Origin of the sequence: Corynebacterium sp. Marseille-Q4381 (genome assembly GCF_036881695.1) — a bacterium.
Lineage (GTDB): Bacteria > Actinomycetota > Actinomycetes > Mycobacteriales > Mycobacteriaceae > Corynebacterium.
Map to the genome: position 1 here is coordinate 58,731 of NZ_JBAJNR010000001.1, position 15,731 is coordinate 74,461.

Genomic DNA, 15,731 nt, shown 5'->3' on the forward strand with positions numbered 1-15,731 from the left:
GTATGGTGTATCCACTCCGTCCAAAAGGACCTTGAAACAAAGGAAACATAGCCATGACCAGCACGATTACCGCCACCGATTTCGACGTCAACGCCAAACCGCCGTCGAAGCGAGCATATGAGATCGCAGATGCGATCAGGCGCTCTCACCAGAGGGCGAACATGACGAAATCGGACCTTCTCGAGCAGATAGCGGAGTTTGACGCCAGCGATCTCGCCTACTCATTCGGCGCGGTGAGCACCGCAAGCTGGCTCGCCCGCGAGTTGCACTACCCGGTCCCCACTGCCTACGAGTACGTCCGAGTGGCGCGGAAACTCCAGGAGTTTCCGATGCTCAAGACGGCGTTTAGCTATGGCGAGCTGGATTACACCACGGTGCGGCTGCTGCTCCGGTACATCAATGAGCGCAACGAGAGAGGGCTCCTCGTGCTGGCAAAGGAACTGACGTTTACCGAGCTTCGGCGCGTCCTCGCCGGCGTCGAACCCGAGGATAAGGATGACGATGAAAAGCCCGACGAGCCGTATCTGGACGCCCACACTCGCGACGACGGGATGATCGCCGGTAGTTTCCTTCTCCCACCAGTCGAGGGCGAGAAATTCAAGGCTGCCCTCAAGATTGCGGAACTGGCATCCTACGGGGCGCAAGAGGGTGACGAGACCGAACCTCCTAAAGAGGCGTGCCCTGCGAAGATGGTGGACGAGCCGCGCCCCAATCCGGGGATGAGTGCGGAGAAGATCCTCCGGCCGCCGTCGCGGTTCGGGGCGCCGCTGAAGTCAGCGATGTACGACGCATTCGTCACCATGATCGACATGGTGCGCACGAACCCGGTCAGTCCCCTTCGAGCGCCCGGCGCGCACGTGAACATCATGTGCACGACGGACGGCAGGGCGTGGATGCCCTCGAACCCGCAGGCTCCGTCGAGCGCGATCCGGCAGTACCTCCACAACGCGCTGGGCCGCTGGCACATCATGGATGGCAAGGGGCTCACGCTGAATATGGGTAGACAGCAGCGGTTCGCCACAGATGCGCAGGTTACCGCGCTGCTCGCTCAGTGGGAGTACCAGTGCGCGATGCCCGGGTGCAACCACTCGCGGTTTATGGAGATCCACCATATTCACGAGTGGGTCGATGGGGGCTCAACCGACATCGACAACCTGATTCCCCTGTGTTCAAGCTGCCACTCGAAGGTCTCGCACGGTCTTGCGCACATCGCCAACAACAGCGGGTACATCGAGTTTAGGTTCCTCGACGGGTCCCGGTACGTCGCCGAGGGCCGGAGCCTGCCTAAGCGGGTGGAGGACTTCGAAGGTCCGATGGTCCTCGACCCCGACGAGGTGACCTTTGGCTAGAGGTTGAGGGTTACCAGCCGCGCTCCGCGAGACGGTGCGGGGCGGGAAGGTCGGCGACGTTGATGCCGACCATGGCTTCACCGAGCCCGCGGGAAGCCTGGGTGACGGCGGCGATGTCCTGCCAGTTGCGGGTCGCGGCGACCACGGCCTTGGCGCGAGCCTCCGGGTTGCCGGACTTGAAAATACCCGAGCCGACAAACACGCCGTCCGCGCCGAGGTGCATCATGAACGCGGCGTCGGCGGGGGTGGACACGCCGCCGGCGACGAGCAGGGGCACCGGCAGGCTGCCGTGCTCGGCAACGTAAGCTACGAGGTCGTAGGGCGCCTGAAGCTCCTTGGCGGCCACATAGAGCTCGTCGCGGTTTCCTGCCCAGATCGCCTGCAGGCCGGCGATCTCGGAGGTGATCTTGCGGATGTGCTTGGTGGCCTCGGAGACGTCGCCGGTGCCAGCCTCGCCCTTGGAGCGGATCATCGCGGCGCCTTCGTTGATGCGGCGAAGCGCCTCGCCGAGGTTCGTCGCACCGCAGACAAACGGCACCTCGAAGTCGCGCTTGTCAATGTGGTTGACGTAGTCGGCTGGGCTTAGCACTTCCGACTCGTCGATGTAGTCCACGCCGAGGTGCTCGAGGATCTTCGCCTCGTACACGTGGCCGATGCGCGCCTTCGCCATCACCGGGATGTCGACGGCGTCGATGATGCCCTCGATGAGGTCCGGGTCGCTCATGCGGGCGACGCCGCCCTGGGCGCGGATGTCGGCGGGGACGCGCTCGAGCGCCATCACAGCGACGGCGCCGGCGTCCTCGGCGATACGGGCCTGCTCGGGCGTGACCACGTCCATGATCACGCCGCCGAGGAACTGCTTGTTTACTTCGGAAAAATCAGCCATGCGAACAAGTCTGTCTATCCAACTGGTAGATTCCAAGAGCCAGTTCTAGATAGTTTCTCTGTACCAGTTGGAGGGGCACAGTGCTTATCGACGTCACCGCGAACCACCCGCTGCCCCTTCCCGCGCAGATCGCGGCCGGAATTCGGGCCGCGGTCGCTGACGGCAGCTTGATGCCGGGGGACGCGGTGATATCGACGAGGGCGCTCGCGGCGCAGCTCGGGGTCTCGCGCGGGACCGTGGTCGCCGCGTACGACCAGCTGATTAGTGAGGGCTACCTGCTTGCGTCCCAGGGGGCGCCGACTCGAGTGCACCCGGAGCTGCCCGCGGCGAGCGGCCAGGCTGGTGCGGCGGGTGGGGTTGAGGTGGCGTTGGCAAGCAACCTGCTGCTGTCGCTGAAACCTGCGCCGAGCGCTGCGGGCGGCGTGCGGCCTGCGGCGTGGCGCGCGGCGTGGCGGGAAGCAGCTGCGGAGCCGGGTGGGCCTGTGGACAAGTCGGGGCAGCCGGAGCTGCGGGAGGCGGTGGCTGAACACCTGCGCCTCACCCGCGGGCTGAATGTCGCGCCGGGGCAGCTGGTGGTCAGCGGTGGCTCGCGCGAGGGGCTGATGCTGATCCTGGCCACGCTCGCTGCGCAGACCGGGCGGCGGTTGCGGGTGGGCGTGGAAAGTCCGGGGCACCCGGGGCTGCGGCGCATCATCCCGATGGGTGGGCACGAGCTGGTTGAATGCGCCACGGACGTGGGCGGAATTGAGGTGGCGCACCTGCCTGGCGGCCTGGACGCGGTGCTGGTGACGCCAGCGCACCTGTACCCGCTCGGCGGAACCATGCCGGCAGCGAGGCGTGCACAGCTGGTTGAGTGGGCGGTGCGCACCGGCACGGCGGTGATTGAGGACGACTTTAACGCGGAGCTGCACTACCGGACGGCGCCCCAGCCGACGCTTGCCGCGCAGGCGCCGCAGGGCGCGGAAGTGTTCACGCTCGGGACGTTTTCGACGCTTTTGTCGAAGGAGTTGGCGGCGGGGTATGTGGTGGCGTCGGCAAGCAGCGCGGAGAGCTTGGCGCAGACGCGCCGGGTGCTGGGGATGCCGGTGAGCGCCGTGACGCAACGCGCGGTCGCCCACCTGCTGCGCGGAGGGTACGTCCGGCGCAACACGCGCGCGGTGCACGCGCGGCTGGCGGCGCGCCGCGACGTGCTCGAGGCCGACCTGCTCCCGGCGCTGCGGGGGATGGGCGCTGCGGCGGAACTGTCCGGGGCGGTCGGCGCAGACGCCGTGGTGTCCTTCGCGTCCGAGGAGCGCACGGCCGAATTCGAGGCGCTACTCGCGCAAGCCGGGTACGAGGCGGGCCGGCTGCCCCGCGCACTGATCTTGAGTTTTTCTCACCTCGACGAGGCGGAGTTCGCGACAGCGGTGGCAACGCTGGAGCGCCTGACCAGCCAGGCGTAGATCGCGCCGGTGATGTTGTGCAGCACGGCGGCCACGGCGCCGGGCAGCGCGGCTTCAGGGGCGAAGAACTTGCCGGCCATGCCGGACGACAGGCCGGCGGATTGGGTGCCCACCTCAACCGCGACGGTGCGGCGGTAGCTTTCGGGCTGGCCGGTGAGTTTGGCGGCGTAGTAGCCCAGGACGTAGCCGAGCACGTTGTGCAGCAGCACGGCGAGGAAGACGATGGCGCCGACCTGCAGCAGCGCGTCCTTGTTCTTGGCCACCGTCGGGAAGACCACGCCGCCGATGCCGAGGATGGAGATCCACGGCAGGACCGGGGAAATCTTCTCCATCCAGCTGTCCAGCACGTAGCGCAGGACGATCCCGCCGATGACCGGGATGAGCACCGTTTGGGCGAGGGTCTTGGCCATACCCGCGGCATCGACGTCGACATTCTCGCCGGCGAGCAGCAGCATCACGATCGGCGTCATGAACGGCGCGACGAGCGTGGACACGCTGGTCATTGCGACCGACAGGGCGACGTCGCCCTTGGCCAGGTAGGCGATCACGTTCGAGGAGGTGCCGCCCGGCACCGAGCCGAGCATGAGCAGGCCCACCGCAAGCGCCGGGTTGAGGCCGAGCAGCTTAGCGACGACCACCGCTCCCACCGGCATGATGACGAATTGGGCAACGACACCGATCAGCACCGGCACTGGCCGCCGGGCGACTTCCTTGAAATCCGGGATGGTGAGGGTGAGCCCCATCCCGAACATGATGATCATGAGGAAGTACGTGATGTACTGCGTCCATGGCAGAAACGGCGCCGGAAAGAAAAACGCGATTATCGACCCAATGAGGATGAACGCGGGGAAAGCCGCGACGGCGAGGGCTGCCGAACGATCCGCCGCCTCTTCGCGAGTGGTCACAGTGACCTCCTGTCCGTTATGTGGGACTGAAGTCCCGCCTTTTGAGATGGAGGCTACTGTACGGGATCGGTCAGCACTTCCGCAGCGATTACGCGTTTTCCGTGGCGGCCCGTGATCCGCGCCCACTCGTCGGGGTTGGCGGTGTTCGGCATGTCCTCGCTCTCGTCCTGCTCGGCGCGCACGGCGGCGCGCAAGTGGTCGGCGGTGACGCCGCTTGCCGCACCCGCGATGTGGTCCTTGATCGCGAGCTTCTTGGCGCGATCGACCACGTTGGCGATCATCGCGCCGGAGGTGAAGTCGTGGTAGTGGAGGGTTTCGGTGCTGCCGTCGACAAGCGACAGCTCGACGAACGGGCGCGGTGCGAACATGGCGTCGACTGCGGCGGCGATGAGTGCCTCCGGGGTGTCCGCGAGCGGGATGTCCGGGGTGATGTAGCGGGAGAAGATGTCGGCGGCCTCTTCTCGGTTGGGGCGCGAGACGCGGATCTTGATGTCGAGGCGGCCGGGGCGCAGGATCGCCGGGTCGATGAGCTCCTCCCGGTTGGTGGCGCCGATGACGATGACGTTTGCGATGCCCTCCACGCCGTCGATCTCGGTGAGCAGCTGAGGCACGACCGTGGTCTCCATGTCGGAGGAGACGCCGGAGCCCCGGGTGCGGAAGATCGACTCCATCTCGTCGAAGAAGACGATGACGGGGCGGCCGTCGGAGGCGAGCTCACGGGCGCGCTCGAAGATCAGCCGGATACGGCGCTCGGTCTCGCCGACAAACTTGTTGAGCAGCTCTGGGCCCTTGACGTTGATGAAGTGCGCCTGTCCCCCGTCGCCGATGCGCTGAGACAGCGAGTTGGCCACGGCTTTCGCAATCAGCGTCTTGCCGCACCCGGGCGGACCGTAAAGCAGCAAGCCCTTCGGCGGCGCGAGCTGGTAATCGCGGTAGAGCTCGGGGTACGCGAACGGCAGCTCGACGGAGTCCTTGATGGTGTCGATCTGGGAGCTCAGCCCCCCGATGTCGTCGTAGGTGACGTCCGGGACCTCTTCGAGCGAAAGCTGGTTGACCTCGGTCTTGGCAATGCGCTCGAAGGCGAATCCGGATTTCAAGTCGGCGAGCACCGTGTCCCCAGCGCGCGCCTGGTCCACAAGCGGCTGCGCCAGCTGGACCAGGTGCTCGGTGCCCTGGGTGTCGGCGACGACCGCGCGGCCCCCGTCAATCTTTTCAATCAGCGTGACAAGTTGGCCGGTTGTTTCGTAGCCGCATGCTTCGACGATGACGGTGCCGTCGCCAAGCCGGACAAGCATGCCCGGCGCGAGCGCATCCGGTGCGATAGTCGGGGCGATCTTGACGCGCATCTGGCGACCCGAGGTGTAGATCTCCGCCTCCATGCCGCGGGGCGCGGGCGCGAGGTAGATGCCGTAGGTCGAGGCGGGCTCGGCCAGCGCCTCAACTTGGCCGTAGAGGCTGTTGAGCTTGTCGCGGCTGGATTTCAGCAGCTCGGCGAGTTTCTTGTTGCGCGCGCCGAGTTCCTGGTTGTCGCGCTTGAGCTGGCGCAGCTCCGGTCCGAAGGCGTCGTCTTCAATCATGGGGCCAAGCTTATCTACGCGCCCTGCGCTGCGGACGCGGCGGCGTCACACCGTCGGCCAAGCGGCGCGTCCACACCAGGAACGCGGTGTGCGCGTTCATGCGATGCTCGGGGCGGGTGGCAAGACCCTCGACCTTCCACTCGCGGAGCAGCGTCTCCCAGGCGCGGGGCTCGGTGAAGCACTTGGCTTCGCGGATTGCCTCCATGATGTTCATCAGCTGCGGGACGGTGGCGACGTAGGTCATGAACACCCCGCCCGGAATGAGCAGGTTTTTGACCGTGTCGATGAACTGCCACGGCTCGACCATGTCCAAGATGAGGCGGTCGACCGGGCCGCCGAGGTCTTCCTGGGTGACCTCGCCGAAGTCGCCGAGGCGCGGCGACCACCAGGCGGGCTCGCCGCCGAAGTACTCGGCCACGTTGTCGCGGGCGAAGGCGAGGTGGTCGTCGCGGATCTCGTAAGAGAACACGTGGCCTTCTGGCCCGACGGCGCGAAGCAGCGACATAGTCAGCGCACCGGAGCCCGCACCCGCCTCGAGCACGCGCGCGCCCATGAAGATGTCGCCTTCAACCAAGATCTGGGCGGCGTCCTTGGGGTAGATCACCGCGGCGCCGCGGGGCATGGAGAGCACGTGGTCCACCAGCAAATGGCGGAAGCAGAGGAAGTCCGCCCCAAGGGTGGACTGCACCACGCTGCCTTCGTCGGAGCCGATGATGTCGTCGTGCTCGACAATGCCCTTGTGGGAGTGGAACTGGCCGCCCGGCACCAGCTCGACGGTGAAGTGGCGGCGCTTCGCGTCCGTCAGCTGCACCTTGTCGCCGGGGCGGAACTTGCCGGAGTAGTTGCTGATCATGGTGGTCTACGCCCCTTTGTAGTAAGCGGTGAGCGCCTGTTGGAACCAGGCTTGGTCCTTGAGCCCGACGAGTTCGCGGGCGGAGTGCATGGCGAGAAGCGGAACGCCCGCGTCCACGGTCGGGATCCCCAGCCGCGTGGCGGAGATCGGGCCGATGGTGGAGCCGCAGGGAACGTCGTTTCTGCCCACGAAGGTCTGCACCGGCACACTCGCTGCGGCGGCCGCGCGGGTGAACACGGCCTGCGTCTCGGCGTCGGAAGAGTAGCGCTGGTTGGCGTTGATCTTCAACACCGGACCTTTGTTTATCAGTGGCCGGTGCGTCGGGTCGTGCTTCTGCGGGTAGTTCGGGTGGACGGCGTGCGCCGCGTCCGCCGAGATGATTGACGACGCCGCGTAGAGCTCCAGCGGGTCGCCCAGTTCAGGGGCAAGCTCAGCGGCCAGCTTCGCCAGCACGCGTTCCAGCAGCGGTCCGCCGGCGCCCGTCGCTGAGGCTGAGCCGACCTCCTCGTGGTTGAAGGCTGCGAGCACCAGCACGTCCTCGGCGTCGTCCACCGCGTCGAGCAGCGCAGCCAGCGAGGCGTGCACGCTGGTGAGGTTGTCTAGGCGGCCGGCGGCGAGCGTCTCGCCCACCACCGCGGGTGCTTGCGTGTCCACGGAGATCAGCTCGTGGGAGATCACCGCTGCTGGGTCGACGCCGGCAGCGGCAGCAATGATCTCGCGCATCGACTCGTCGACGCACAGTACGGGCTGCATGTGGGCCTGGCGGTCCAGCTCTGGCACGTCCCCGCGGTAGAGGTGGATCGCCAGGCTGGGAACGCGCGCGATGGCGGGTGTGCGGATGAGGTGGCTGGTGCCGTCGGCAAGCGAAATGCGCCCCGCGAACGCGAGCTCCCTATCCGTCCACGTGTGCAACAGTGGGCCGCCGTAAATCTCGACGGGCAGCTGGCGAAACCCCTCGCCGGCGAATTCCGCGCCGGGTTTGAGCATCAGCCCTGGTGAATCGGTGTGCGATCCGACGATGCGGAAGCGCGCCCGTGGTGACTCTGGCACCCACCAGGCGATCACTGCGCCGCCCTGGACGTGCACGTGCCCGCCGGGCGTGGTGGCGGTGTCTTCGGTGAATCCGGCTGCGACGCACGCGTCGCGGACGGCCTGCGCTGCGTGGAAGGCGCTCGGGCTGGCGGAGATAAACTCTGCGAGGCTAGTCATGCCTTTAACCCTAGTGCTGCGATATTGTTGCCCCGATGTCTCTCGCCCTCTCCCCCTCCCGCGCCGGTGATTACCAGCAGTGTCCGCTGATGTACCGGCTCAAAGTCATCGACAAAATCCCCGAGCCGAAGTCCATCCACCAGGTCCGCGGCACGCTCGTCCACGCGGTGCTGGAAGAGATGTTCACCTGGCCGCGCGAGGCACGCACCTACCCCGCGGCGGTCAAACGTCTCAAGCCGGCGTGGGAGAGGATGCAGGAGCAAGAGCCCGCGTGCGCGGAGCCGGTGGAGGACGAGATGCAGTTGCTTGTCGACGCCCGCGCCCTCCTCAAAGGCTACTTCCACATGGAAGGCCCCGAACGCTTCGACCCGCACGCCCAAGAGATGCGCGTCGAAGCGGTGCTGCCCAACGGCGTGCCCGTGCGCGGGTTCATCGACCGCGTGGACATCGCTCCGACCGGCGAGGTACGCGTGGTCGACTACAAAACCGGCAAAATGCCGCTGCCCCGCTACGCCGATAGCGCCCGGTTCCAGATGCGCTTCTACGCGCTGGTGTACTGGCGCCTCTTCGGCGTCATCCCGGCCCAGCTGAAGCTCATGTACCTGAAGGTCATGGACACCATGATTTTCACCCCGTCGCGCGAGGAGCTGGAGTACTTCGAACGCGATCTCGGCGACCTGTGGGCGAAAATCGTGGCCGACGGCGAGGCCGGGTCCTTTCGCCCGCGGCAGTCGCGGTTGTGCGACTGGTGCCCCTTCCACGACTTGTGCCCGGTATACGGCGGCACTCCCCCGCCGTACCCGGGCTGGCCGTCAGAATAGGCCGGTAATCGCGCCGTTTTCGTCGACGTCGATGTTGTTGGCGGCCGGCACCTTGGGCAGGCCCGGCATGGTCATCACGTCGCCGGTCAGCGCCACGATGAACCCGGCACCGGTGCGCGGAACGAGGTTGCGCACGTGCAGGGTGTGGCCGGTCGGCGCGCCGAGCTGAGTGGGGTCGTCGGAGAACGAGTACTGCGTCTTCGAGATGCACGCCGGAAGCGTGTCCCAGCCGTTGTCTTTCAGCGTCTGCAGGTCCTTCAGCGCGGCGGCCGAGTACTGCACGTCGTCGGCGCGGTAGATTTCGCGCGCGATGGTGGCAATGGCGTTCTCCACACCGTCGGCCGGGTCGTAGAGTTGGGCCGCCGTGCCTTCGGAGTAGTTTTCGAGCAGGGTCTTGGCGAGCTCGATTGCGCCGTCGCCGCCCTTGGCCCACACCTCGGACTCCGCCAAAGCGATGCCGTTTTGCTGCGCCCAGTCCTTCACGAAGTCGCGCTCGGCCTGCGTGTCGGAGGTGAACAGGTTCAACGAGACCACCGGCGTGACCCCGAATTTAGCCACGTTCTCCACGTGGCGCTCGAGGTTGTCAATGCCCGCCTCAAGCGCCTGCAGGTTCTCTTCGTCCAGGTCCTGTTTGCTCACGCCGCCGTTGTACTTCATCGACCGGATCGTGCAGACCACGACGGCGCCCGCCACGTCGAGGCCGCCGGCGCGCGCCTTAATGTCGAAGAACTTCTCCGCGCCGAGATCCGAGCCGAAGCCAGCCTCGGTGAGCACGATGTCCGCGTAGCGCTGCGCGGTGCGGGTGGCGATTAGCGTGTTGCAGCCGTGCGCAATGTTGGCAAATGGGCCGCCGTGGATGAATGCCGGAGTACCGCCCAGAGTTTGCACCAGGTTGGGGTTGATAGCGTCCTTGAGCAGGGCCGCCATTGCGCCCTCGGCCTCGAGCTGGCCGGCGGTGACCGGCTGCTTGTCGTAGGTCAACCCGACCGTGATCGCGGCGAGGCGCCGCTTCAGGTCGGCCAATTCGGTGGCGAGGCCCAGAATTGCCATGATCTCGGAGGCCGCGGTGATCGTGAAACCGGTCTCGGTGGGCACGCCGTTGCCCGCGCCGCCGAGGCCGGTGACCACGCCGCGCAGCGAGCGGTCGTTGACGTCGAGGCAGCGCTGCCACGTCACTCGGCGCGGGTCGATGCCCAGCGCGTTGCCTTGCTGGATGTGGTTGTCAATAAGCGCGGCGAGCGTGTTGTTGGCAGCGGTGATGGCGTGGAAGTCGCCCGTGAAGTGGAGGTTGATGTTCTCCATCGGCACGACCTGGGCGTACCCGCCGCCGGCAGCGCCGCCTTTAATGCCCATGACGGGGCCGAGGGACGGCTCGCGCAGCGCCACCATCGCCTTGTGGCCCAGCTTGGCCAGCGCGTCGGTCAGCCCGATCAGCGTGGTCGACTTGCCCTCGCCTGCCGGCGTGGGCGACACGCCGGTGACAAGCACCAGCTTGCCCGGGTGCGAGTCCGGAACCTGGGTGGTGTCCACCTTGGCCATGTACTTGCCGTATGGGATCAGTGCGTTAGCGTCCACCCCCGCTTTCGCGGCGATGGCGTCAATCGGTTCCAGGGTGTGGGCTTGGGCAATTTCGACGTCAGATGGGATACCTGTCATATCGGACTAGAGTACCGCAGCGCCCAACACGTACCCGAGGCCTACGGCGATGGCGATGCAAATCACGCCCGGCACAAGGAAGGGGTGGTTGAAGACGTATTTGCCGATGCGGGTGGATCCCGTGTCGTCCATCTCCACGGCCGCGAGCAGCGTCGGGTAAGTAGGCAGAACGAACAGCGCAGACACGGCCGGGAAGGCGGCGACGGCGGTCAGCGGGCTGACCCCGATCGCAAGCGCGGCCGGCATAAGCGCCTTGGCTGTGGCGGCCTGCGAGTAGAGCAGGCACGCTGCGAAAAAGAGCACCACGGCGAGCAGCCACGGCTGCGTCTGCAGCACGTCGCCCGCGATCGCCTGGATGTCCTCGATGTAGAAGTTGATGAACGTCGTGCCCAGCCAAGCCACGCCGAGCACGCACAGCGAGGCAGACATGCCGGACTTGAACACCTGGGTGCCGAGCACCTCAACAGCCTGGTTCTTGCTGATCAGCAGGATGACGGCGGCAGCCGCCAACATGATCGCCATAATCGCCTCGTTGCGGGGCACGCTCGGCTCCTGGATGAGGCCGACCTGATCAGAGATGAGCGTGGCGTAGATCATCACGACCGCAATGGCGATGAGGAAGACCCAGACGGATGCCCGGGCACCGGGCTTGGTGGTTGCGGCGGATTGGGCGGCTGGCGGGGAAACCAGGCCGTCGTTAAGCCGCTGCTGATACACGGGATCGTCCTCGAGGTCCTTGCCAAGGCGGTTGGCCACCCAGGCGGTGGGGAAGATGGCGATAAAGGTCGCGGGGATCATCACAGCCAACAGCTGGAGGTAGCCCACGCCGAGCGGCTCCAGGATGGACGCCATGAACACCACGGCGGCGGAGATTGGCGAGGCCACAATGGCCATCTGGCTGGCTACGACGGCCACCGACAGCGGCCGCGACGGGCGGACCTTGCCCTCCTTCGCCACTTCCACGATCACCGGCAGCGTGGAGAACGCGGTGTGGCCGGTGCCAGCAAGCACGGTCATCAGCCAGGTCACGATCGGCGCGTACAGGGTAATCCGCTTCGGGTTGCGGCGCAGGAAGCGCTCAGCCAGGTGGACGAGGTAGTCCATGCCGCCGGCGAGCTGCATCGCGCTAATCGCCGCGATGACGCACATGATGATGCCGATGACGTCGAAGGGAATGGCGTCGGCAGTAACGGGGACGCCGGTGGCGCCAAGGAGAAGGACTCCGAGGCCGCCGGCGAAGCCGATAGCCACGGAGCCCATGCGGGCGCCCAAAACGATGGCGCCCAAAAGGATCGCGAGACGGATGAGGAACAGCATGCACTGATCATGTCACGCCGCTTGCCCGCCCAAAGTTAGCAAATAGTGTGATCTACAACTAGCGCTCGTCCTCGTCGATGTACAGCGCGCCGCGGTACTCGGGGTGCATGAGGTTTTCCTTGCTCAACACCTTCTTCAGCTCGTCTTCGGTCATGAGCTCCTTTTCCAGCACCAAGTCGTAGACGCTCCTGCCCGTCGCTGCCGCCTCGCGACCAATGAGGTCCCCGGCGTGGTGGCCGATGACCGGGTTCAGGTAGGTCACGATGCCGATGGAGTTGGTGACGTACGCCTCGCACGCCTCCTTGTTGGCGGTGATGCCTTCCACGCACTTCTCGCGCAGGGTCCGCGCCGCGTTGGCGAGAAGGTTAATCGACTCGAAGAGCGACTGGGCGATTACCGGCTCCATCACGTTGAGCTGCAGCTGGCCGGCCTCGGCGGCCATAGAAACCGTGACGTCGTTGCCGAACACCTTGAAGCAGACTTGGTTGACCACCTCCGGGATAACCGGGTTGACCTTAGCCGGCATGATTGACGAGCCCGCTTGGCGCTCGGGCAGGTTGATCTCGTTCAGGCCAGCGCGCGGGCCGGAGGACAAGAGACGAAGGTCGTTGCAGATCTTCGACAGCTTCATTGCCGCGCGCTTGAGCGCCGAGTGCATCATGACGTACGCGCCGGTGTCGCTGGTGGCCTCGATGAGGTCGGGCGATGCCTGGATGTTCAGCCCGGTGACCTCACGCAACGCGGTGACCGCCTGGTCGCGGTACCCGCTCGGCGTGTTGATGCCGGTACCGATCGCGGTCGCGCCCAGGTTCACCTCGAGCAGGGACTCGGCGGCGGCGCTGATCGTCTTCTGCTCCTCCGCCAGGTTCGAGCCGAACGCGGAGAACTCCTGGCCGAGTGTCATCGGCACCGCGTCTTGGAGCTGGGTGCGGCCCATCTTGATGATGTCGCTGAACTCGTCGCCTTTCGCGCGCAGCGATTTCTGCAGCCCGTCGAGCTCGACCAGCAGGCGGTCGATGGCGTAGTAGAGGCCCAAGCGGAACCCGGTCGGGTACGCGTCGTTGGTGGACTGGCTCATGTTGACGTCGTCGTTCGGGTTGATGACGTCATACGAGCCCTTCTCCTTGCCCAGTATCTCGAGCGCAACGTTGGCCACAACCTCGTTGGTGTTCATGTTCACCGAGGTGCCGGCGCCGCCCTGGAACACGTCGGAGGGCCACTGATCCATGCAGTAGCCCTCATCCAGAATCTTGTCGCACGCAGCGATGATCGCCTCGGCCTTGTCCTTCGGCAGGGTGTGGAGGCGGCGGTTGGCGATCGCGGTTGCCTTCTTCACCTGCACCATGCCGCGGATGAACTCTGGGAATTCGTTGATCGTGGTGCCCGAGATCTGGAAATTGTCTACGGCTCGCAGGGTGTGGACGCCGTAGTAGCTTTCCGACGGCACCGCGAGCGTGCCAAGCAGGTCTTCTTCAGTGCGTGTAGTCATAGAGCCCATTGTACGGGCCCCATGACAGGCCAGGTTAGGCCAGGTTACAGCCGTGCGATGCGCAGCTGTGTGGCCAAAATGCCCTCGGCGCCGATGCTGGCGAGGTCGTCCATCACCCGGTTGGCGTCGGCCTTCGGCACCATAGCGCGGGCAGCGACCCAGCCCTCGCGCTGCAGCGGAGAGACCGTCGGCGCGGAAACGCCCGGGGTCACCGCGACCGCGTCATCGAGGTTGGCCCGCGCGATGTTGTAGTCGACCATGTAGTAGTTGTGCGCCGTCAGGATGCCGGTGATGCGGCTGAGGACGCGCTGGTGGTCGTCGTTAAGCGTCACGCCCCCGCGCTTGACCACCACGGCCGCACTCGCCATGATCGGCTCACCAAACGGGGCAAGCCCCTGCTGGCGCAGCGTGGCGCCGGTGGACACCACGTCCGCGATCACATCCGCAACACCCAGCTTGATGGCGATCTCCACCGCCCCATCGAGGCGGATCACCGACTTGGGCTGGATGCCGCGATCAGCGAGGTAGTCCTGCACCAGGTGCGGGTAGGAGGTGGCGATATTTTTGCCCTCAAGCTGCTCGATCGTCCAGCTCTCGTTCTGCGGCGCGGCGAAACGGAAGGTCGACGAGGCAAAGCCCAAGTCGAGCACCTCCTCGACGTCCGCGCGTGAGTCAGCGGCGAGGTCGCGCCCCGTGATACCAAGGTCCAAGTGGCCCTGGGCGACGTAGATAGCGATGTCCTTCGGGCGCAGGAAGAAGAACTCAACGTCGTTCTCCTCGTCGAGCACGTTGAGCGCCTTGGACACTCCGCGGCCTTTGTAGCCGGCCTCTTTCAGCACGGTCATGGCGTGCTCGGACAGCGCGCCTTTGTTCGGAACAGCGATCTTGATCATGGTGCTAAAGATACTTGTAGATGTCGTCGGTGGTCAGTCCGCGCTTGATCATCATGACCTGCGTCCAGTACAAAAGCTGGCTGATCTCCTCCGCCAGCTCCGCGTCGGACTGGTACTCGGCGGCGATCCACACCTCGCCGGCCTCCTCGATGACCTTCTTGCCGATGAAATGCTCACCCTTGTCCAGCGCCTCAACGGTGCTGGATCCGGCGGGTCGCTCGGCGGCTTTCTGGGTGAGTTCAGCAAACAGGTCGTCGAAGTTTTTCACGGTGGTTAATGCTAGCCCACAGCATCCGCGTACCACCCGACAACATCCGCGGCAATCGCCCCTTCGAAGTTTGCCGGGTTGAAGCGGTGCACGCATGCGGGCACGTCCTCCGCCAAGCCCAGCACCACGCAGCCAGCGTCCACGGCCGCGGTCATCCCAGCCCAGGAGTCCTCGAAGACAAGGCACTCCTCAGGTTCTGCGCTCGCTCGCCTGGCCGCTTCCAAGTACATGTCGGGGGCGGGTTTCGGGTTCGCAACCTCGTCGCCGGTGATCGAGTCGGTGAAGAAGTGCCGGCCCATGGCGTCAATGCACCTGTCGGCCAGCACGCGCTCGGTGTTGGTGGTCACGTACATCGGCGTGCCCGCCGCCGCCAGCGACTCCAGTACGCCGCCCACACCCGGGTTGAGGTCGATGCCGCCCTCAAAAAGCTGCGCCATGCGATTGAACATGAAGGTGCGGTAGTGGTTGACGTTGACGTCGACAAGCGAAAGCCCTGCGTACTCCGCAAGGATCCGCAGGGTGTTGTCGAAGCTGCCGCCAACGGTAAGCTCCCGCACCTCCGGCGTGATGCGGCGGCCGAGCTCCTCCGAGAGCGCGTAGGTGGCCTCGCCCCACAGCGGCTCGGTGTCGATCAGCGTGCCGTCCATGTCCCAGAAGATGGCGGCCGGGGTGCTACTCAAAATCGGGCAGCTCCGCAAGCGCCTCGTCGGTCGCACCCGTGGCTGCGCACGCGCGGAAGACGAAGGATTCGATGTCGGCCTTCTCCTCCGGCTCGAGCACGGCGAAAGCGTACTTCGTGTTGAACTCGTCCAAGTTGGCGTAGAACGGGGTCACCACGGCGACCAGCTGGTCGCCTTCCGGATCGTCGCCGATGACGTCGAGCGCGTCGAGGAACATCTCCATGATGTGCTTGAGCTCGGGCAGCACGTTCGCGTCGAACGGCTCGTCCCAGAGCTCCTTGTCATCGTCGTTAAGGTAAGCACCCGAGGCAAAGGTGTGCAGGTCGTCGATGAATTCGTCGACGTCAGGCTGGAACTGGCTGCGGATCGAGGTCATGGCCTTCATC

The 15,731-nt window shown here is 65.7% G+C and carries 15 protein-coding genes; 3 read left to right on the forward strand and 12 right to left on the reverse strand.

All coding sequences use genetic code 11. From position 1 onward, the window contains the following. Positions 1-53 precede the first annotated feature (53 nt). A complete protein-coding gene (locus V6D40_RS00305; RefSeq protein WP_334265039.1) occupies positions 54-1,349 on the forward strand; it encodes an HNH endonuclease signature motif containing protein in 1,296 nt (431 codons plus the stop codon). A gap of 10 nt (positions 1,350-1,359) precedes the next feature. On the opposite strand, the gene pdxS is transcribed toward V6D40_RS00305, so the two are convergent. After that, entirely contained in the window at positions 1,360-2,235 is an 876-nt protein-coding gene (gene pdxS / locus V6D40_RS00310; protein WP_334265040.1) for a pyridoxal 5'-phosphate synthase lyase subunit PdxS, read from the reverse strand. Positions 2,236-2,315: 80 nt separating this feature from the next. Between pdxS and pdxR the strand changes: the two genes are divergently transcribed. Further along, positions 2,316-3,677, forward strand: a complete 1,362-nt coding sequence (gene pdxR / locus V6D40_RS00315) for a MocR-like pyridoxine biosynthesis transcription factor PdxR (protein WP_334265041.1) — start codon at positions 2,316-2,318, stop codon at positions 3,675-3,677. Here the strand turns inward: pdxR and V6D40_RS00320 are convergent. From V6D40_RS00320 to V6D40_RS00335, 4 genes are read right to left on the reverse strand one after another with little or no spacing between them, the layout of a single operon-like run. Next, complete coding sequence (locus V6D40_RS00320) at positions 3,611-4,582, reverse strand: bile acid:sodium symporter family protein (protein ID WP_334265042.1); 972 nt, start codon at positions 4,580-4,582, stop codon at positions 3,611-3,613. The two genes, pdxR and V6D40_RS00320, sit on opposite strands and share 67 nt — an antisense overlap. A 53-nt stretch (positions 4,583-4,635) precedes the next feature. Then, positions 4,636-6,159 (reverse strand): proteasome ATPase, encoded by a 1,524-nt coding sequence (gene arc / locus V6D40_RS00325; protein ID WP_334265043.1) that lies wholly within the window; start codon positions 6,157-6,159, stop codon positions 4,636-4,638. Between the two features lie 10 nt (positions 6,160-6,169). Next, positions 6,170-7,012, reverse strand: a complete 843-nt coding sequence (locus V6D40_RS00330; RefSeq protein WP_334265044.1) for a tRNA (adenine-N1)-methyltransferase — start codon at positions 7,010-7,012, stop codon at positions 6,170-6,172. Between the two features lie 6 nt (positions 7,013-7,018). Continuing rightward, positions 7,019-8,221: a M18 family aminopeptidase gene (locus V6D40_RS00335; protein WP_334265045.1), complete on the reverse strand. Its 1,203-nt coding sequence runs from the start codon at positions 8,219-8,221 to the stop codon at positions 7,019-7,021. Between the two features lie 35 nt (positions 8,222-8,256). Between V6D40_RS00335 and V6D40_RS00340 the strand changes: the two genes are divergently transcribed. After that, on the forward strand, positions 8,257-9,042 hold the full coding sequence (locus V6D40_RS00340; RefSeq protein ID WP_334265046.1) for a RecB family exonuclease: 786 nt from the start codon (positions 8,257-8,259) through the stop codon (positions 9,040-9,042). Here V6D40_RS00340 and V6D40_RS00345 read toward each other — a convergent pair. Genes V6D40_RS00345 through V6D40_RS00375 form a run of 7 tightly spaced genes read right to left on the reverse strand, consistent with a single transcriptional unit; the run spans position 9,034 to position 15,730 of the window. Further along, complete coding sequence (locus V6D40_RS00345; RefSeq protein ID WP_334265047.1) at positions 9,034-10,698, reverse strand: formate--tetrahydrofolate ligase; 1,665 nt, start codon at positions 10,696-10,698, stop codon at positions 9,034-9,036. The two genes, V6D40_RS00340 and V6D40_RS00345, sit on opposite strands and share 9 nt — an antisense overlap. Before the next feature lie 6 nt (positions 10,699-10,704). Beyond that, entirely contained in the window at positions 10,705-12,015 is a 1,311-nt protein-coding gene (locus V6D40_RS00350) for an anaerobic C4-dicarboxylate transporter (protein ID WP_334265048.1), read from the reverse strand. A gap of 58 nt (positions 12,016-12,073) precedes the next feature. Then, positions 12,074-13,504: an aspartate ammonia-lyase gene (gene aspA, locus V6D40_RS00355; protein ID WP_334265049.1), complete on the reverse strand. Its 1,431-nt coding sequence runs from the start codon at positions 13,502-13,504 to the stop codon at positions 12,074-12,076. A gap of 44 nt (positions 13,505-13,548) precedes the next feature. Continuing rightward, positions 13,549-14,397, reverse strand: coding sequence for an ATP phosphoribosyltransferase (gene hisG / locus V6D40_RS00360; RefSeq protein WP_334265050.1), 849 nt, complete (start codon positions 14,395-14,397; stop codon positions 13,549-13,551). 4 nt (positions 14,398-14,401) lie between these two features. After that, the gene (locus V6D40_RS00365) at positions 14,402-14,665 is read right to left on the reverse strand and encodes a phosphoribosyl-ATP diphosphatase (RefSeq protein ID WP_334265051.1); all 264 of its coding nucleotides are present in this window, start codon (positions 14,663-14,665) and stop codon (positions 14,402-14,404) included. An 11-nt stretch (positions 14,666-14,676) separates the two neighbouring features. Continuing rightward, on the reverse strand, positions 14,677-15,345 hold the full coding sequence (locus V6D40_RS00370; RefSeq protein WP_334265052.1) for an HAD family hydrolase: 669 nt from the start codon (positions 15,343-15,345) through the stop codon (positions 14,677-14,679). Beyond that, positions 15,338-15,730 carry a hypothetical protein gene (locus tag V6D40_RS00375; protein WP_334265053.1) on the reverse strand — a complete coding sequence of 131 codons (393 nt, stop codon included), beginning with the start codon at positions 15,728-15,730 and terminating at the stop codon, positions 15,338-15,340. The genes V6D40_RS00370 and V6D40_RS00375 overlap by 8 nt, the downstream gene beginning before the upstream one ends. Between the last annotated feature and the right edge of the window lies 1 nt (position 15,731).

What these genes read in the sequence shown, in the direction of transcription:
- V6D40_RS00305 (WP_334265039.1), top strand. Translation starts at nt 54, where the DNA reads ATGACCAGCACGATTACCGCCACCGATTTCGACGTCAACGCCAAACCG.
- pdxS (WP_334265040.1), bottom strand. Translation starts at nt 2,235, where the DNA reads ATGGCTGATTTTTCCGAAGTAAACAAGCAGTTCCTCGGCGGCGTGATC.
- arc (WP_334265043.1), bottom strand. Translation starts at nt 6,159, where the DNA reads ATGATTGAAGACGACGCCTTCGGACCGGAGCTGCGCCAGCTCAAGCGC.
- V6D40_RS00330 (WP_334265044.1), bottom strand. Translation starts at nt 7,012, where the DNA reads ATGATCAGCAACTACTCCGGCAAGTTCCGCCCCGGCGACAAGGTGCAG.
- V6D40_RS00335 (WP_334265045.1), bottom strand. Translation starts at nt 8,221, where the DNA reads ATGACTAGCCTCGCAGAGTTTATCTCCGCCAGCCCGAGCGCCTTCCAC.
- V6D40_RS00340 (WP_334265046.1), top strand. Translation starts at nt 8,257, where the DNA reads ATGTCTCTCGCCCTCTCCCCCTCCCGCGCCGGTGATTACCAGCAGTGT.
- V6D40_RS00345 (WP_334265047.1), bottom strand. Translation starts at nt 10,698, where the DNA reads ATGACAGGTATCCCATCTGACGTCGAAATTGCCCAAGCCCACACCCTG.
- V6D40_RS00350 (WP_334265048.1), bottom strand. Translation starts at nt 12,015, where the DNA reads ATGCTGTTCCTCATCCGTCTCGCGATCCTTTTGGGCGCCATCGTTTTG.
- aspA (WP_334265049.1), bottom strand. Translation starts at nt 13,504, where the DNA reads ATGACTACACGCACTGAAGAAGACCTGCTTGGCACGCTCGCGGTGCCG.
- hisG (WP_334265050.1), bottom strand. Translation starts at nt 14,397, where the DNA reads ATGATCAAGATCGCTGTTCCGAACAAAGGCGCGCTGTCCGAGCACGCC.
- V6D40_RS00375 (WP_334265053.1), bottom strand. Translation starts at nt 15,730, where the DNA reads ATGAAGGCCATGACCTCGATCCGCAGCCAGTTCCAGCCTGACGTCGAC.